The sequence below is a fragment of the Prauserella flavalba genome (genome assembly GCF_003202235.1).
Classification (GTDB): domain Bacteria; phylum Actinomycetota; class Actinomycetes; order Mycobacteriales; family Pseudonocardiaceae; genus Prauserella_A; species Prauserella_A flavalba.
Window position 1 is genome coordinate 69,334 of the sequence record NZ_MASU01000014.1, and the last position, 16,963, is coordinate 86,296.

13 protein-coding genes are annotated in these 16,963 nt (G+C 72.4%); 7 read left to right on the forward strand and 6 right to left on the reverse strand.

Annotation, left to right across the window (positions count from 1 at the left end; all coding sequences use genetic code 11):
* Positions 1-66 precede the first annotated feature (66 nt).
* Positions 67-1,509, reverse strand: coding sequence for an amidohydrolase family protein (locus tag BA062_RS31250; protein ID WP_110342724.1), 1,443 nt, complete (start codon positions 1,507-1,509; stop codon positions 67-69).
* Between the two features lie 139 nt (positions 1,510-1,648).
* Between BA062_RS31250 and BA062_RS31255 the strand changes: the two genes are divergently transcribed.
* Positions 1,649-3,079: a Na+/H+ antiporter NhaC family protein gene (locus BA062_RS31255; RefSeq protein ID WP_110342725.1), complete on the forward strand. Its 1,431-nt coding sequence runs from the start codon at positions 1,649-1,651 to the stop codon at positions 3,077-3,079.
* On the opposite strand, the gene BA062_RS31260 is transcribed toward BA062_RS31255, so the two are convergent.
* Positions 3,076-3,486: a DUF1304 family protein gene (locus BA062_RS31260; protein WP_245960092.1), complete on the reverse strand. Its 411-nt coding sequence runs from the start codon at positions 3,484-3,486 to the stop codon at positions 3,076-3,078. The genes BA062_RS31255 and BA062_RS31260 overlap by 4 nt on opposite strands.
* Complete coding sequence (locus BA062_RS31265; protein ID WP_110342726.1) at positions 3,474-3,929, reverse strand: cupin domain-containing protein; 456 nt, start codon at positions 3,927-3,929, stop codon at positions 3,474-3,476. The genes BA062_RS31260 and BA062_RS31265 overlap by 13 nt, the downstream gene beginning before the upstream one ends.
* A gap of 86 nt (positions 3,930-4,015) precedes the next feature.
* On the opposite strand from BA062_RS31265, the gene BA062_RS31270 reads away from it, so the two are divergent.
* Positions 4,016-5,047 carry a helix-turn-helix transcriptional regulator gene (locus BA062_RS31270; RefSeq protein WP_110342727.1) on the forward strand — a complete coding sequence of 344 codons (1,032 nt, stop codon included), beginning with the start codon at positions 4,016-4,018 and terminating at the stop codon, positions 5,045-5,047.
* On the opposite strand, the gene hrpA is transcribed toward BA062_RS31270, so the two are convergent.
* Entirely contained in the window at positions 5,044-8,925 is a 3,882-nt protein-coding gene (gene hrpA, locus BA062_RS31275) for an ATP-dependent RNA helicase HrpA (protein WP_110342728.1), read from the reverse strand. The genes BA062_RS31270 and hrpA overlap by 4 nt on opposite strands.
* A 23-nt stretch (positions 8,926-8,948) precedes the next feature.
* On the opposite strand from hrpA, the gene BA062_RS31280 reads away from it, so the two are divergent.
* The 3 genes from BA062_RS31280 to BA062_RS31290 all read left to right on the forward strand — a co-directional run bounded on the left by BA062_RS31280 (position 8,949) and on the right by BA062_RS31290 (position 13,802).
* Positions 8,949-11,990: an AfsR/SARP family transcriptional regulator gene (locus tag BA062_RS31280; RefSeq protein ID WP_110342729.1), complete on the forward strand. Its 3,042-nt coding sequence runs from the start codon at positions 8,949-8,951 to the stop codon at positions 11,988-11,990.
* Between the two features lie 91 nt (positions 11,991-12,081).
* Positions 12,082-12,618 (forward strand): carboxypeptidase, encoded by a 537-nt coding sequence (locus tag BA062_RS31285; RefSeq protein ID WP_245960093.1) that lies wholly within the window; start codon positions 12,082-12,084, stop codon positions 12,616-12,618.
* A complete protein-coding gene (locus BA062_RS31290; RefSeq protein WP_245960094.1) occupies positions 12,618-13,802 on the forward strand; it encodes a GH25 family lysozyme in 1,185 nt (394 codons plus the stop codon). The genes BA062_RS31285 and BA062_RS31290 overlap by 1 nt, the downstream gene beginning before the upstream one ends.
* Positions 13,803-13,848: 46 nt before the next feature.
* Here the strand turns inward: BA062_RS31290 and BA062_RS31295 are convergent, their stop codons facing one another.
* Positions 13,849-15,012, reverse strand: a complete 1,164-nt coding sequence (locus BA062_RS31295; RefSeq protein ID WP_110342896.1) for a lactate 2-monooxygenase — start codon at positions 15,010-15,012, stop codon at positions 13,849-13,851.
* 96 nt (positions 15,013-15,108) lie between these two features.
* On the opposite strand from BA062_RS31295, the gene BA062_RS31300 reads away from it, so the two are divergent.
* Both BA062_RS31300 and BA062_RS31305 read left to right on the forward strand, forming a co-directional pair.
* Positions 15,109-16,137 (forward strand): DNA polymerase III subunit beta family protein, encoded by a 1,029-nt coding sequence (locus tag BA062_RS31300; protein ID WP_110342730.1) that lies wholly within the window; start codon positions 15,109-15,111, stop codon positions 16,135-16,137.
* Complete coding sequence (locus BA062_RS31305; RefSeq protein ID WP_210407050.1) at positions 16,134-16,790, forward strand: hypothetical protein; 657 nt, start codon at positions 16,134-16,136, stop codon at positions 16,788-16,790. Before BA062_RS31300 ends, BA062_RS31305 begins: the two co-directional genes overlap by 4 nt.
* A gap of 26 nt (positions 16,791-16,816) precedes the next feature.
* On the opposite strand, the gene BA062_RS40015 is transcribed toward BA062_RS31305, so the two are convergent.
* Entirely contained in the window at positions 16,817-16,960 is a 144-nt protein-coding gene (locus BA062_RS40015; RefSeq protein ID WP_168214145.1) for a hypothetical protein, read from the reverse strand.
* Positions 16,961-16,963 lie beyond the last annotated feature (3 nt).

Here is a 16,963-nt window from a genome sequence, read left to right on the forward strand (position 1 = left end):
GCCCGGCGGGCGCAGTGAAGGCCACCTTCACTGCGTTGAACGCAGGCAAGGTGGCCTTCACTGCGGTCAGGCGACGGGCGTGCCGCGCGTGAGGAAGTCGCTGTCCGCCAGGTCGAGGACCCGGTGCGGGATGCGGCGGGCCCGCAGCGCGGCTGTGCCGTGCTCGGTGGTGAGCACCGTGCCGCCGGTACCCACCACGCGCTCGCCGTCGAAGATCACCTGGCCCATCGCGACGGTCAGCCGCACCGACCTCCGTCCACTGTCGACGGCGACGAGGTCGGCGTCGAAGCCGGGTGCGATGCGGCCCTTGCCGGGCACGCCGAACAACGCGGCGGGCGCGCGGCTCGTCTTGTGGGCCAGCTGCGGCAGGCTCAGCGCGCCAAACTGGACGAGCGCGAGCCCCTGGTCCAGCACGAGGTTTCGCCAGTAGCCGCCGTCGGAGGAGATGGCGTCCACCACGAAGTCGCCCGCACCGTCGAAGCGCAGCGTCCCGTTCGCGTCGCGGCGGGCGCAGCTCTGCATGAACCCCGACAGCCGCCGGTTCACCGGGAAGCACAGCGACGCGCGGGCGGGGTCGCTCTCCCACACCTCCCGCCCGGCGTCACCGGTGACGGGCACCGCCTGCCCCGCCTCCTGCCGCAGGCAGTGGGCGAAGCCGTCGGCGAACGCCCGCACCAGGCCCGCCCTGTCCGTGGAGTAGCCGCCGATGCGCAGGCAGTTGACCACGATGTGGTCGGTGAAGCGGTCGCCGTCGAGCCCGCCGAGGCACAGGTTGAGCGGCGCCAGGTGCGCCTCGCTGACCACCTCGGGATGCTCCTGCAGCAATGCGAGCGCGATCCGGTTCTCCTCGACGAGGTCGGTGACGGCGCCGCGCAGATAGGCGTTGGTGTGCGCGAGGTGCAGGGGCCTGCCGTCGGCGAGCCGCAGGGCCTCGCGCATGCCGTCGAGGTTGCTGCCGTTGGCGGTGGTGCCCGCGTGGAAGGCGACGTAGCAGCCCGCGTCGGCGCCCTCCGCGATCGCGCGCGCCGAGGCGTCCGGCGTGCTCGGGAAGTGCCCGCCGAGCAGCTTGATGCCGATGGCGCCCTCCCGCAGCGCGGCGCCGACGTCGTCGCGGATGCGGCCCGCCGGGGTGCCGTCGGTGTAGGCGGGCAGCCCCTGCAGGCCGAGGATCGTGAGGCCCGCTGCCGAGGCGTGCCACTGGTCGAGCACGGTGCGGAAGTCGAAGAACTCGACGGCCGTGGTCACGCCCGCCCGCGCCAGCCGCTCGTGCGCGGGTGAGCGGCCAGCCGGATCGCTGCCGGCGAGGTCGGTGAGGTGCACATGGCTGTCCACGACTCCCGGCAGCAGCACGAGCCCGTCGGCGTCGACCTCCCTGGCGGCGGTGGCTGACAGTTCCGGCTCGACCGCCGTGATCATCCCGTCCGCGACGCCGACGTCGGCCACCCCCCGCTCTCCTTCGGCGTCGGCGACGTGGGCGCGGCGGACGATCAGGTCGAGCGTGCGGGTCATGCGGATCCCTCCTGTTGCGTCGAGGTGACGCTACGGCAGCCGGAAACAAGAATGCAATATCTGTTGCGTAGCTTCTTGCAGACGCAACTTTAGCCAGCTAACGTCCCCGTCCAGCAACCGAACCGAGGGAGACCACCTCATGTCCGACGTCCAGCAGCAGGCGGCACCGCCGCAACCCGAGAGCGGCGAACGGATCTCCCCCGCGCGCAGAGCGACCCAGATCGCACTCACCGCGCTCGCGCTCGGGATGAGCCTGGTGGTCGGGTTCACTGTGGACGGACCGACGCTGTGGGGGCTCGCCCCGATCGCGATCTACGCGATCCTCGTGCTCGTCGGCCTCGACATCATGCTCGCCAGCGTCGCCGCGCTCGTGTCCGGTTTCCTGCTGCTCCACAGCGATCCGATCGACGCGGCCGGCATACTCGGCACCGCGCTCGGCTCGGACATCGTCGAAATCGGACTCATCATCATGCTCGGCGCCGGGCTGGGCGAGGTGCTCACCCGCACGCGCGGCGCGACGTATCTCGTGCGCATGATCGTGGACCGGTTCGGGGTGGACACCGCCGTCCGCGCCCAGCTGAGCATCATGATCGCCTCCGGCGTGCTGGTGATCGCACTGGGCACGCTCATCGGCGCGTTCGCCATCGCGGCGCCGATCGTGATCCCGATCGCCGCCCGGCTTGGCTTCACCCGCTCCAGCACCGCGCTGATGATGTTCATCGGCGGCGCGTGCGGCATGTTCGTCGCCCCGTTCGTGGGCTCGATGGTCGCGATCCGCGAGTACTCCGGCGTGAGCTACCCCGAGTACGTGCTCACCGCGGGCGGCCCGCTGACGATCGTGTGCTTCGCCGTCGGCTTCGTGGTGATCCGCTGGTGTCAGCGGCATCCCGTCTCGGCCGACGACTACTACGACGAGCGCGAGATCGGCGACCAGGACACGGCACTCCCGCCGAGCGCGCGCCGGAGCACGATCGCGTTCCTGCTGACCTTCGCGGTGCTCGTGGCCTACGGCGTCGTCACGCGCGCGGGCACGTCGTTCGCCGTCGTCGCCCTCATCGTGATGGCGGTGGTCACCGGTGTCGCGGCCCGCATGCCCGTCAACGAGATCCTCAAGGCGATCTACGAGGGCTGCGGCCGCCTTGTCGACATGTTCCTGTTGTTCTGGATGCTGGCCGCGCTCCTTGCCGTGGTCGAGGAGCTCAAGCCCTACGACGTGCTGCTGGAGCGCTTCGGCGCGGACCTCAGGGCGCTCGGGGTGCTGGGCTTCCTCATCGTGGTGGCGCTCATCGGCTGGCTCGGCATCTCCGGTGCGTCGGCGGCGCAGGTGATCGTGATCGACCGCGTGTTCGGCCCCACCGCGGAGGCGCTGGGCGTGCCGGTGCAGGCGTGGGCGGTGGTGCTGCTGTGCTCGTGCCAGGCCGACACCTTCGGCCCCTTCCCCGGGCCCAACATGATCTCGCCGATGGCGTTCGCGAGGTCCACGGCGCTCAAGCGCATGATCTACTGCGGCTGGATCCTGCTCGCCGCGTCGCTCGCCGTGTACGTCATCCAGCTCGCCCTGCTCTCCTAGAGAAACGCCGTGGCGAAGACGACGAGCGGCGGCCCGAGCTGCCCGGCGGCGCCGCTCAGCCCCGCTCCCCTCGGCCTCCCGAGCGCCATCCGGTCGGCGGCGAACAGCACGACACCGGAGAGCGCCATGAACCCGCAGGTATAGAACACCAGTGCTCTGCCGACCGCCTCGTCGCCGGTGTTCACCAGCACCAGCCCGAGCACCGTGCCCGAGGCGAGGAACAGGTTGTAGAAGCCGACGCCGAACGACCACAGCAGCACCGCGGGCACGTCCTCCCCGGCGACCCGGAAGATGCCCTGGTGCACCGAGGGGCGGCGGAACAGCAGGGCCTCCCACACGAACACCAGCACGTGCGTGAACGCGGCGAGCCCCGCGAAGGCCTGCGCGACCACGTTCACGGCGACCACTCCGCGAGCGTCACGCCATGCCGGGCGACGACCTCGCCCAGCAGTTCGGCGGCCTTCTCCAGCGGGGTGCCGCGCGGCACGGTCTCGTGGACGTCGCGGAAGAAGCGGCTCATCGCCTCACCCGTGCTGAGCGCGAGAAAGCGCACCGACGGCGTGTGGACGGTGAAGGTGTGCGGCGTGCCCGCGGGGATGGTGACGGAGGAGCCGGGGCCGAGGTCGTGGATCTCCCCGTCCACGAACACGCCCATGCGCCCGTGCAGGACGTAGTGGGTGACGAGCCACGGCGTGCGGTGAGGCGGCACGGTCGGGCCCCTCGGCGCGTCGATCTCGAACAGCTCGTAGGCGCCACCGGTGTGCTCGGCGCCCACCTTCACGGTCACGGTCGCGTCGGGTGAGTCGAGTTCGGCACCCTCGCCTGCCCCGGAGAGGTATATCGTGGTCATGGGCCGACGGTAGGAACCACTCAGAGCAGGCTCCATCCCGGAAATGTGGGGTGCCGCTGGGCGCGCGCGAGGCGCATACTTCGGCCATGTGGGAGGGTCGGGCGCTCGGCGCGCGGCGCGACATCGCCGCGCTGGCGACCACCGGACTCGGGGTCACCGAGCTGCACAAGGCGGCCATCGAGCTGGTCGGCCGGGTCGTGCCGGCCGAGCTGACCTGCTGGGCTTCGCTGGACCCCGACACCACCGTGATCAGCTCGATGACCAGCGGCCCCGCCCTCATCCCCCGCCGGTACGAGCCGCTGCTGGCGACCTACGAGTACGACGGCACCGAGCCGCACACGTTCGCCGAGCTGGCCACCCGGCCGGTTCCCGTGGCGAGGCTGTCGGAGCTGCCCCGCCGCGACCGCGAACGCAGCGGCCGGGTCAACGAGGTGTGGCGGCCGCTGGGACTGCACCACGAGCTACGCGCCGTGTTCCGCGTCGACGGCACGTGCTGGGGCGGGGCGGGCATGGTGCGGCGTGGGGATTTCACCGAACGCGAGGTGGAGTTCGTGACCTCGGTGGCTCCCGCGCTCGCGACGGCCACGCGTGTCGCGGCGCGCGCCGGAAGCTCCCGCGGCCCGGACGAGCAGGCGATCTTCGTCGTCGGCGCCGACGGTGTCCCGCGTTCGGCGACGGCGGCGGCCGGCTCGTGGCGGGTGGAGCTGGACGAGATCGCGCCGGGCCGGTGTGCGGTGCTGCTGCGCGCGGTCGTCGCGGGGGCGCGGGCGGCGGCCACGGGCACGTTCCGGGCCAGGGCGCGCGACGCCTCCGGCGGCTGGATCCTGTTGCGCGCCAGCACGTTGCTGTCCGACGACGAGGGCGCCGAGACCGTGGTGACCGTGGAGCGCGCGTCCGGCTCGGAACTGCTCGGCCTGCTGCTGGCCGCGTACGGCCTCACCGCGCGCGAACGCGACATCTGCCACGAGGTGATCGCCGGAAGGTCCACATCGGACATCGCGGACCACCTGGCCATCTCCGCCTACACGGTCCAGGACCACCTCAAGTCCGTCTTCGCCAAGGCAGGGGTACGCAGCAGGGGCGAGCTCGTCGCGAAGCTCCGGCCCGAGCTCGACTAGGTCGCTGCGTCGTCGAGCGCGCGCAGCACGCGCTTGACCGACACCGGGTAGGCCGTGCGCAGCGTCTGCGCGAAGAAGCTCACCCGCAGTTCCTCGATCATCCAGCGGATCTCCGCGAGCTCGGGGCTCGGCGCGGTGCGCGGCGGCACCGTGTCGAGCACCGCCTGGTACTCCTGGCGCAGCCAGTCGACCTCCCGCAACCGCTCGACGTCGCGTGCCGGGTCGCTCGGCAGCTTCTCCAGCCTGCGCTCGATCGCGCGCACGTATCGGACGAGATCGGGCAGCCGGTCGTAGCCGGTCTCGGCGATAAAACCCTTGTGCACCAGAGAGTCCAGCTGCGCGCGGACGTCGGCGAGGGACTCCCGCAGCGCGTCGCCGCGCGTGTCGGCGAGCCGGGCCTCCACGTCGTGGGCGGCGCGCAGCACGTTCTCGACCTCGCGCAGCACGGTCAGCACCGTCCCGTTGAGACTCGTGCGCACCCGCTCCAGCAGCGCGGCGAAACCGGCCTCGTCCCACACCGGGCCGCCGCCCTCGGCGATGAGCTTGTCCACCGCGCAGTCCACGCAGTCCTCCAGCAGCCCGGCGACGCTGCCGTGCGGGTTGCGGGTCAGCACGAGCTTGGCGGTGTTGCTCAGGTTGCGGTTGAGGTACTTCATCGGCGAGGGCACGTTGAGCCGCAGCAGCCGTCGCGTGCCCTCCCACATGGCCTTGCGCTGCTGGCCCGGGGTGTCGAGCATCCGCACGGCGACGCTGTCGCCCTCGTCGACCAGCGCGGGGTACGCCTTCACCTCGTGCCCTCGGCGTTTCGCCTGGAACACCTGCGGCAGCTCACCGAACTTCGCCGTGGTGAGCCCGGTCCGCTCGACACTGTCGGCCGCGGCGGAAATGGTCTTGCGCAGGCGGTCGCCGAGACGCTCACGCAGGGCCTCCAGGTCCTTGCCCTCGGCGAGCGTGCGTTTGCGCTCGTCGACCACGCGGAACGTCATGCGCAGGTGCGGCGGTATCGCCTCCGGCTGCCACGCGTCGAACGGCACGGCCACGCCGCGCAGCGCCTCCAGTTCGTGGGCGAGCACGTCCAGGAGCGGTCCCCGCGAAGGGTCCACACGCGACAGTATCTCGCGCGCCGTGTCCGGCGCGGGCACGAAGTTGCGCCGCAACGCCTTCGGCAACGACTTGATGAGCGCCGTCACCAGTTCCTCGCGCAGACCCGGCACCTGCCAGTCGAAACCGTCAGCACTCACCTGGTTCAGCACCGGCAGTGGAATGTGGACGGTCACGCCGTCGGCGTCGGCACCCGGCTCGAACTGGTAGGTCAGCGCGAAGCGCAGCTGCCCCTGGCTCCACGTGTCCGGGTAGTCGGCCTCGCTCACCGCGTCCGCGGAGTCGTTGATGAGCATGGCCTTCTCGAAGTTGAGCAGGTCCGGCTGCTCCCGGCGCGTCTTCTTCCACCACGTGTCGAAGTGCCGAGCCGACACGACCTCGGCACCGACGCGCTCGTCGTAGAAGGCGAACAACGTCTCGTCGTCGACGAGGATGTCGCGCCGCCGCGCCCGGTTCTCCAGGTCCTCGACCTCGTCGAGCAGCGCCAGGTTCTCGCGGAAGAAGCGGTGGTCGGTGTCCCAGTCGCCCTCCACGAGCGCGTGCCGGATGAACAGCTCCCGCGACAGCTCGGGGTCGATGCGGCCGTAGTTCACCTTGCGGCCCGCGACGAGCGGGATGCCGTAGAGCGTCACGCGCTCGTTGGCCATCACCGCGCCCTGCTTGCGCTCCCAGTGCGGCTCCGAGTAGTTGCGCTTCACCAGGTGCTGCGCGAGCGGCTCGATCCACTCCGGCTCCACCCGCGCGTTGACGCGGGCCCACAGCTTCGAGGTCTCCACCAGCTCCGCGGAGGCGATCCAGCGCGGCTGCTTCTTGAACAGCGCCGAGCCGGGGAACACCGAGAACCGCGTACCACGCGCGCCGAGGTAGTCGCCCTTCGCCGGATCCTTGAGCCCGACGTGCGAGAGCAGCCCGGCCAGCAGCGACGTATGGATGTGCTGCGGGTCGCCCGGAACGCTGTTGAGAGTGATGTCGAGCTGCTTGGCGAGCTGACGCAGCTGGCTGTAGATGTCCTGCCATTCCCGCACGCGCAGGTAGTTGAGGAACTCCGCGCGGCACCGTTTGCGGAACTGGTTGTTGGACAGCGTCTTCTGCTGCTCGCGCAGGTAGTCCCAGAGCTTGAGGTAGGACAGGAAGTCCGAGTTCGGGTCGGCGAAGCGCGCGTGCTGCTGGGTCGCCGCCTGCTGCTGCTCAGCGGGCCGTTCCCTCGGATCCTGGATGGACAGCCCGGCGGCGATGATCATGACCTCGCGCACGCAGCCGTTCTTCGCCGCCTCCACGATCATCCGGCCCATGCGCGGGTCCACGGGGAGCTGGGCGAGCTGCCTGCCCACCGGGGTCAGCCTGCCCGCAGCGGTGTCGAGAGCGCCGAGCTCCTGCAGCAGCTGCACACCCGCGGTCACCTGGCGGCGGTCGGGCGGCTCCACGAACGGGAACGCCGCGATGTCACCGAGTCCGAGCGAGGTCATCTGCAGGATCACCGACGCGAGGTTGGTGCGCAGGATCTCGGGGTCGGTGAACTCGGGCCGCGATTCGAAGTCGTCCTCGGAGTAGAGCCGGATGCAGATGCCGTCGGAGGTGCGCCCGCAGCGGCCCTTGCGCTGGTTGGCCGACGCCTGCGACACCGGCTCGATCGGCAGCCGCTGCACCTTGGTGCGATGGCTGTAGCGGGAGATACGCGCGGTACCGGGGTCGATCACGTACTTGATGCCCGGCACCGTCAGCGACGTCTCGGCGACGTTGGTGGCGAGCACGATGCGGCGCCCGCGATGCCGCTGGAAGACCCGGTGCTGGTCGGCCGCCGACAGGCGCGCGTACAGCGGCAGCACCTCGGTGTTCGGCAGCCGCAGCGCCGTGAGCGCCTCGCTCGTGTCGCGGATCTCGCGCTCCCCGGACAGGAACACGAGGATGTCGCCCGGCCCCTCGGCCATCAGCTCGCGCGCCGCGTCGACGATCGCCTGCACCTGGTCCCGGTCGGGATCACCGTCCGGGTCGTCGGGGTCCACCACCGGCCGGTACCGCACCTCGACGGGATACGTGCGGCCCGAGACCTCCACGATCGGCGCGTCACCGAAGTGCCGGGAGAACCGCTCCGGGTCGATCGTCGCCGAGGTGATGATCAGCTTGAGGTCTGGCCTGCGCGGCAGCAGCTGCTTCAGGTAGCCGAGCAGGAAGTCGATGTTGAGGCTGCGCTCGTGGCCCTCGTCGATGATGATCGTGTCGTACTGCCGCAGCATCCGGTCCTGCTGGATCTCGGCGAGCAGGATGCCGTCGGTCATGAGCTTGACGAGCGTGTCGTCGCCCGAGGTGTCGGTGAAGCGCACCTTGTAGCCGACGACGGTGCCCGGCTCGGTGTCCAGCTCGCTCGCGATGCGCTCGGCGACCGTGCGCGCGGCGAGCCGCCGGGGCTGGGTGTGCCCGATCTGCCCGCGCACGCCGAGGCCCAGTTCGAGGCACACCTTGGGCAGCTGGGTGGTCTTGCCGGAGCCCGTCTCCCCCGCGACGATCACGACCTGGTGGTCGCGGATCACCTCGGCGAGGTCGTCCTTGCGCTGGCTGACCGGCAGCTCGGCCGGGTACTCGATCTTCGGCACCACCGCGCGGCGCCGCTGGACCCGCTGCTCGGCGGTGTCGACGTCGGCGGCGATCCGGGCGGCCACCGCGTCGCGGTCCCGCGCCTTGCGTGCGCCGTCGATCCGGCGGCGGAGCCGGTGCTCGTCGCGCAGCGTGAGTCCGGGCAGCCGGGACCGCAGCTCATCGAGGGGGGATCGTGTGGACATACCGCGTCCCAGCTTAACGGGAAGTGTTGCGACCACCGGCCCGCTGGGACACGCTCGATGCGGAAGATCACGGAAAACCGGACGCTGGGGGCCACGTGATCCGCTACGGCGTTCTCGGGCCGCTGACGGCCGACGGCGAGAGGGTGTCGCCCGGCCAGCACCGCACCGTGCTCGCCACCCTGCTGATCCAGGCCAACGAGGCCGTGCCCACGAGCACGCTCGTCGACGAGCTGTGGCCGGACCGCGCGCCCGGCTCCGCCACGGTGATGGTGCAGATGTGCGTGTCCGGGCTGCGCAAGCTCCTCGCTCCCGGCGTGCCGGCGCGCGACCCGCGCCAGGTGCTGCGGACGTACCGGGGCGGCTACCGGCTGGAGGTACCGGACGATGCACTCGACCAGGCGAGCTTCCTCGCACTGGCCGAACGCGGGCACCGGCTCGCCGCCGAGCGCGATCCGAAGGGAGCCGCGCAGGCGCTGCGGGAGGCGCTGGAGCTGTGGCGGGCACCCGCGCTCCAGGACGTCACCGGCGGCGCCGTGGTGAACGCGCACGCGACGTGGCTGGACGAACAGCGCGCCGCCGTGCTGGAGCAGCGCATCGCGCTCGACCTCACGCTCGGCGCCCACCGCGCGGTGATCGCCGAGCTGCGCGGGCAGGTGGCCGCCGAGCCGACCAACGAGGCGCTCGCCGCGCACCTCGTCACCGCGCTCGCCGCCGTGGGCCGTCAGGGTGAGGCGCTGGCGGTGTTCGAACGGACGCGGGCCGCGCTGGCCACGGAACTGGGCGTGCGGCCGGGGCGCAGGCTGCTCGGCGCCGTCGCCGGGCTGCGCCCCCGGGTCACCGCGGGCCGCCCGAAACGGGTCGTCCCCGCCCAGCTGCCGCCCGACATCGCCGACTTCACCGGCCGCACGGAGATCGTCGCCGAGATCGGGCGCGCGCTCACCGCACCGGCGAGCGCGCCGAGGGTGCTCGTGCTGTGCGGCCAGGGCGGGCTCGGCAAGAGCGCGCTCGCCGTGCACGTCGCCCACCTGCTGCGCGAGCGGTTCCCCGACGCGCAGCTCGTGGCGGGCGACGGGAGCGCGGCCGAGGTGCTGGGACAGTTCCTGCGCGCGCTCGGGGTCACCGACGACGAGCTGCCCTCGGCACTGGTGGACCGGCAGCACCTGTGGCGCACCCGCACGGCGTCCTCCCGCGTTCTCGTGCTCGTCGACGGCGCGCGGGACGAGCAGCAGGTGCGGGCACTGCTGCCCGGCGGCAGCGGCTGCGCGGTGCTGGTGACCAGCCGCAGGCGCCTGCTCGGCCTCGAGGGCGCGCGGACCGTGGAGCTGCCCGAGCTGGCCGAGTCCGAGGCGCTCGACCTGCTCGCCGCACTGGCCGGGCGGGCCCGCCTCGACGCGGAACCCGGCGAGGCACGCGAGCTGGTGCGGCTCTGCGGTGGGCTGCCCCTGGCCGTGCGGATCGTCGGCGCGAAGCTCGCCGCCCACGCGCACGAGCCGATCGCCGACCTCGTGGCGAGGCTGGCCGACCGACACCGAGGGCTCGGGGAGCTGCGCGCCGGCGACCTCGACGTGCGCGCGACCGTGGACGTGAGCTACGCCGAATGCCCGGAACCGCAGCGGCGGGCGCTGCGGCTGCTCGGCCACGCCGGGCTGCCGACGTGCACGCGCTGGACGGTCGCGACGCTGCTCGACAGCGCCGCCGACACCGCGAGGGACGTGTGCGAGGGGCTCGTCGACGCCCAGCTGCTACAGGTCGGTGGACGCGACGCGGCCGGGCTCGTGCGCTACCGGCTGCACGACCTCATCGCCGCGTTCGCCGCCGAGCAGGAGGAACCCGGCGCCGCCGACGCGATGGAACGGCTCGTGCACGGCTACCTCGCGCTCGCGGGCCGCGCGCACGACAAGCTCAGGGCCAGCCGGTTCCCGCCCGCCGCGCCACCCGCTCCCGCGACATCGGCGACCGAGCGCGCCGTGCAGGCCGATCCGGGCGGCTGGCGGCACGAGGAGAGCGGCAACCTCGTCGCGCTGACCCGCTGGACCTACCGCACCGGCTGGTGGCGGCACACGTGGCAGCTCGCGGACGCGTTCGCGGGGCTGGCCGAGCGGCGCCCCGACGACCCCGGCGTGCGCGACGTGGCCGTGCTCGGGCTGCTCGCCGCCCGCCGCACCGGCGACCGCAGGGCCGAGGCGATGAGCCTGTGCGCGCTGGGCGACCTGCGCTGGGAGAGCGGGCGCGCCGGGGTCGCGGCGCGGTACTACGCGCTCGCGAGCACCGCCTTCGAGGAGCTCGGCGACGACCGCGGGCTCGCGCGGGTGCTCACCGCCCGCGCCGACGTCGACATCGAACGCGGCAGGCTCGACCGGGCCCGCGAGGACCTGCGCAGGGCGCTGCTGCTCGCGCAGTTGTGCGGCGACCGCCAGTGCCGGGCCGACGCGCTGGACCAGCTCGGGTCGCTGCTGGCCGACATCGGTGACCTCGCCGCGGCCGAGGACTGCTTCACCAACAGCCGCCAGGTCGCCGAGTCTCTCGGCTCGCTGCGCGGGGTCGCGCGCGCCGAGAAGCGGCTCGCCGACGTGCTGCGCTGGCGCGGGGAGCACGAGCAGGCACGGGAGCGGCTGGAGACGGCGCTGGAGATCTCGCGCGAGCACGCCGACGTGCACTGGGAGGCCCACGTGCTGCGCTCGCTGGGCGAGCTGGACCGCGCCACCGGCGACCTCGCCGGCTCGGAACGGTCGCTCACGCGCGCGTGCGAGCTGTTCACGGAGCTGGGACACCGGCACGCCCGCGCGTACGTCCTGTACTCCCTCGGCGAGTTGTACGCCGACCAGGAACTGCCGGAACGCGCGGAGCTGAGCCTCGCCGCGTGCAGGCAGGTGTTCCAGGCTCTCGACGACCGGCGCGGGCAGGGGTACGCGCTGCTCGGGCTCGGCAGGCTGTGGGCGCGGCACGGCGACGGCGACGCCGCGATCGCCACCCTGCGTGCCGCGGCCGGGATCTTCGCCCGGCTCGGCCACCGCCGGTGCGAGCGCACCGCCCTGTCCGCGCTCGCCGCGGTGACAACGGTCTGACCAGCGGGTTTAAAGAAGCTTTAGGTTTCGTTTAGCGCCAGCCCCTTCTCTGGTGATCGCCGGCACACCGCGACAGAGAAAGGAGAGAAGCGTGCGCAAGACAGCGATCACCACCGCGGCGTCGATCACGGCCGCCGTCGTGCTGCCCTTGCTGGCCGCGGAACCTGCCGCGGCGGCCTCGCGGCAGGACCTGGCGAAGGACGTACTCGCCGACGACGGCATCACGCTGCTGGACAGCCACGTGAGCGGCAACGACCACCCGGAGTCCACCGCGAAGCGGAACGTCACCGACACCTCGGAGGGCGACCCGGCCAGAACCAGCCCGTGGAGCGACGTCGGCGTCACCGAGGTCCAGCTGTCGGCCGACATGCTCCGGGGCATGGTCTCGCTCGGCAAGGACTACTCGTTCCGCGTCACCACGATCGCGGGAGGCGACCACAGCTCCACGTCCTACCACTACGCGGGCACCGCGTTCGACGTCGACCGCATCGACGGCGAGGCCGTGGGCTCCGGCAACGGCAAGGTCGGCGACTTCCGGAAGGCGTGCGAGGACCTGGGCGCCACCGAGGTGCTCGGGCCTGGCGACGCGGGCCACGACACACACATCCACTGCGCTTGGGGGTCCTGATGGCCGGCAAGAAGCAGCTCTTCGCGCTCGGCTCGGCGACGGCCGTGCTGTTCGGGGTGCTCGGCGTGCCGGGCGCGCGGGCCGTGGGGAACGCGGAGGACGCGCCCGGCATCGACGTGTCCAACCACAACGGCACGGTCGACTTCGAGGCGGTCAAGGCCGACGGGCAGGAGTTCGCGTTCGTGCTCGCCACCGACGGCACGTCGTTCACCAGCCCCGAGTTCGACACCCAGTACCAGGGCGCCGCCGACGCCGGGCTGATCCGCGGCGCGTACCACTTCGCCAGGCCGGGCAGCGGCGCCGCGGCCGACCAGGCCCAGCGGTTCCTGGAGACCGTGGGCTACTCGGCCGACGGCACGTCCCTGCCGCCGGTGCTGGACATGGAGGCCAACCCGGACGGCGCCGCGTGCTACGGCCTCAGCGCCGGCGAGATGCGCGACTGGATCAAGGCGTTCCTCGCCGAGGTCAAGGAGCAGACCGAGCGCGACGGGATCATCTACACCAGCCCGGGCTTCTGGAAGGACTGCACGGGCGACACGAAGGAGTTCAGCGAGAATCCACTGTGGATCGCCGACTGGGGCGTGGACGAGCCGTCCTCGATCGGCGGCTGGGACGCCCACACGTTCTGGCAGTACAGCGACTCCGGCTCGGTCGACGGCGTGGACGGCCCGGTGGACGTCAACCGCTTCAACGGCACCGTCGACGAGCTGAAGGCGCTGGCGGCGGGCGCGGCGGCGCGGGGCTCGGCCGCGCCGGGCGGTGACGTGGCGACGACGGCGGCGATCACGCGCGACGAGGTGATCGACCGGGCGAAGAAGTGGTCCGACGATCCGGTGCCGTACAGCATGGAGAACTACCACGACGGCTACCGCACCGACTGCTCCGGCTACGTGTCGATGGCCTGGCAGCTGGACACCAGCCTGAGCACCGTGACGCTGCCCGACGTCTCGCACCCGATCGAGAAGAGCGAGCTGAAGAAGGGCGACATCATCGGCAACCTCGGGCCGGGCACCGGCGGGGCCGCCGGGCACGTCGTGATCTTCGAGAAGTGGGCCAACGACGACAAGACCGAGTACTGGGCCTACGAGCAGACGCCGCCGGAGACGGTGCACCGCAAGCTGACCTACCCGTACCCGGGCAAGGACGACTTCGCGCCGCACCGCTTCGACGACATCACCGACTGAGTGAGGCCGGGGGTGCGCGGCGGGTCCCTCCGGGCCCGCCGCGCTCTCACGCCTTGCGCAGCACGGAGCCGCTCAGCTCGGCGACCCGCCGATGCCCGGAAAGCCCCATCGTCAGGTCGAAATCGGCGAGCAGGCTGCGCAGCACGTGCCGCACGCCGTCCTCGCCGCCGTGCGCGAGCCCGTAGACGTACGGCCTGCCCAGCAGCACCGCCCTCGCACCGAGCGCGAGCGCCTTGAGCACGTCGGCACCGGTGCGGATGCCCGAGTCGAACAGCACCTCGATGCGGTCGCCCACCGCGGCCACGATTTCCGGCAGCACGTCGAGCGACGCGACCGCCCCGTCCACCTGGCGCCCGCCGTGGTTGGACACCACCACGCCGTCCATTCCGGCGTCCACCGCCCTGCGGGCGTCGTCGACGTGCTGGATGCCCTTCAGCACGATCGGCCCGTCCCAGTGCTCGCGCAGGAACGGCAGCGCGTCCCAGGCGCGGTCGGTGCCCGTGATCATGCCGATCCAGCGCAGCACCGCGGAGGGCAGATCGTCCTCGGGCGCCTTGTCGAGCCGCGAGCGGAACACCGGGTCGGTGAGCGCCACCGCCATGCCCTCACCCTTGAGGAACGGCAGGTAGCCGCTGTCGAGGTCGCACGGCCGCCACGCGAGCGTCCACGTGTCGAGCGTGACGACGAGCGCCGTGTAGCCGGACTCCTTGGCTCGGCGCAGGATGCTGCCGCACACCTCGGGGTCGTTCGGCCAGTACAGCTGGAACCAGCGCGGGCGCTCGCCAGAGGCGGCGGCGACGTCCTCGATGCTCGTGGACGAGGCCGTGGACAGGATCATGGGCAGCCCGAGCGCGGAGGCGGCCCTCGCGGTGGCGCGCTCCGCGTCGGGGTGCACGATCGACTGCACGCCCACGGGCGCGAGCAGCACCGGCGCCGGCATCGGCGTGCCGAGCACGGTGGTCGACAGGTCGCGCTCGGTGGCGTCGGTGAGCATCCTCGGCACGATCTTCCAGCGGTCGAACGCCTCCCGGTTGGCCCGGTTGGTCGCACCGGAGCCCGCGGCACCGGCCACGTACCAGAACGGCTCCGGTGCCATGACCTTCGCGGCCGAGTCCTCGAGCCGGGTGGCGTCGGTGGTGAACGCGGGCGCCGTCCCGCCGTAGCCCTGCAGGTAGATCTCGTTCTGGTAGAAGCCGAACCGCTCGGCCACGTGCACCTCCCGCGTCGCCCACGTCCTCGTGTGGCGCGATCCTACGCGGAAACCGCCTGTTGACCTTCGAGTCGGTCGAACGCCCAGAATCACCGCATGCACAGCATCAGCGCGTTCGCGCGCCGCGTCGGCCTCACCCCGAGCGCCCTGCGCTTCTACGACGACTGCGGTGTCCTCGCCCCCGCCAGGGTCGACCCGCTCACCGGCTACCGCTACTACAGCGACGACCAGGTGGAGCGGGCGGTACACCTGCGCGGGCTGCGGGCCGCGGGGGTTCCGCTCGCCGACGTCACGGCGGTGCTCGACGGCTCTCCCGGGACGGCACGGGAGGTGCTGACCGCGCACGCCGAAAGGCTGCGTGCGGAGTCCGACGCCGCGCACGCCGCGCTCGGCGCGTTGCTGCGTGGCCTGCCGCCGTCCGGCCCGGTCCGCGTCCGCGTCGGCGGCCCCGAGCTCGCCAGTGCCGTGCGCCAGGTCGTGCCCGCCGCGGCCCGCGACGGGGAGTTCCCCGAGCTGCGGTGCGTGCTCGTCGAGCTCGCGGACGCCCAGGTGCGCCTGGTCGCCACCGACCGTTACCGGCTCGCCGTGCGCGAACTACGGCCGCTGGCCGCCGACGGCGGACCGGCCGAGCTGCTGGTGCCCTCCGGCGCGCTCGTGACGGCCGCGGCGTGGGCGACCCGCAGGCCCGAGGTGACGATCGAGGCGGGACCGGACCCGTGTCTTCGCGCCGATGGCGAGGCCCACCCGCTGCCCGGCGCCGACGGCGTCTTCCCCGCCTACCGCGAGATGCTGCGTGCCCTCCACGCACCGGTGCACCGCGTGCTCACGGGCCGCGCCGCTTTGCGCGACGCGCTCGCGGGTCGCGTCCGCTCTGTCCTGCTCGATGTTCGCGCCGACGAGCTCGTGGTCGGCGACGTGACGCTGCCCGCCGTGTGCGCGGGGCCGGTGCGGATCGCGTTCGACCCGGCGGTGCTCGGTGCCGCGCTGGAGGCGGGTGTGGGGCCGGACGTCCTGCTGGAGATCGCCGCCCCGGACCGCCCCGTGGTGGCGCGCTCGGCCGACCAGGGCAGCTTCACCACCCTCGTCATGCCCGTCGCCCTTCCCGGAAAGGACAACCGCCCGTGAACCCGGACAACCCCGTCGTGCGCCTCTGCGCAGAGGGCATGGCCGCCGAGGCGAGCGGTGACGACGACGCCGCCCGAGCCCTGTTCGAGCAGGCGTGGGCCGCCGCGACCGACGACTACGAGGCGTGCGTCGCCGCGCACTACCTCGCCCGGCACCAGCCGACACCCGAGCTGACGCTGCACTGGAACGCGGAGTGCCTGCGGCTGGCCGACCGCGTCGGCGACGAGCGCGTGGCAGGCTTCTACGCGTCGCTGCACGCCAACCTTGGCCGCTGCCACCGCGACCTCGGCGACCGGGCGGCCGCAGGCGAGCACTTCCGCCTCGCCGCACGCCACCTCGCCGACGTGCCGGCCGGGCCCTACCGCGACTGGCTGCGCTACAGCATCGCCGACGGCCTGCGCGGCACCGGCGCGCTCGAACCGTCGGCCGCGTCGGCCGGTGCCGAGGCGCTGCTGCGTGACCTCTGCGCACGCGGCGACCTGCGGTCCCTGTGCCTGTTGCTGCCCGCCTACTACGGCGACACGGGCTCCGCAGGCGACCGGCGGCACCTGGCGGAGGCGGCGCGGATGCTGCACGCCGAACGGCGCCTGCCCGCGAGCGACCAGCAACGGCTGGGCGAGATCATCGGGCTGGCTACGTCTACTGTGGATTGACCTCCTGACGATCTCGGCACAGGTCGTCAGTCGCCGGAGACCTCTCCCGTGAGGAACAGCAGCACGAAGGCGATGATGCCGAGGAAGAACCACCACGCGTCGGAGGCGACGATGGCCGCGACGATGCCGAGCCCCACGGCGGCGAAGGCGAGGATGCGGGAATGCTCCATCGG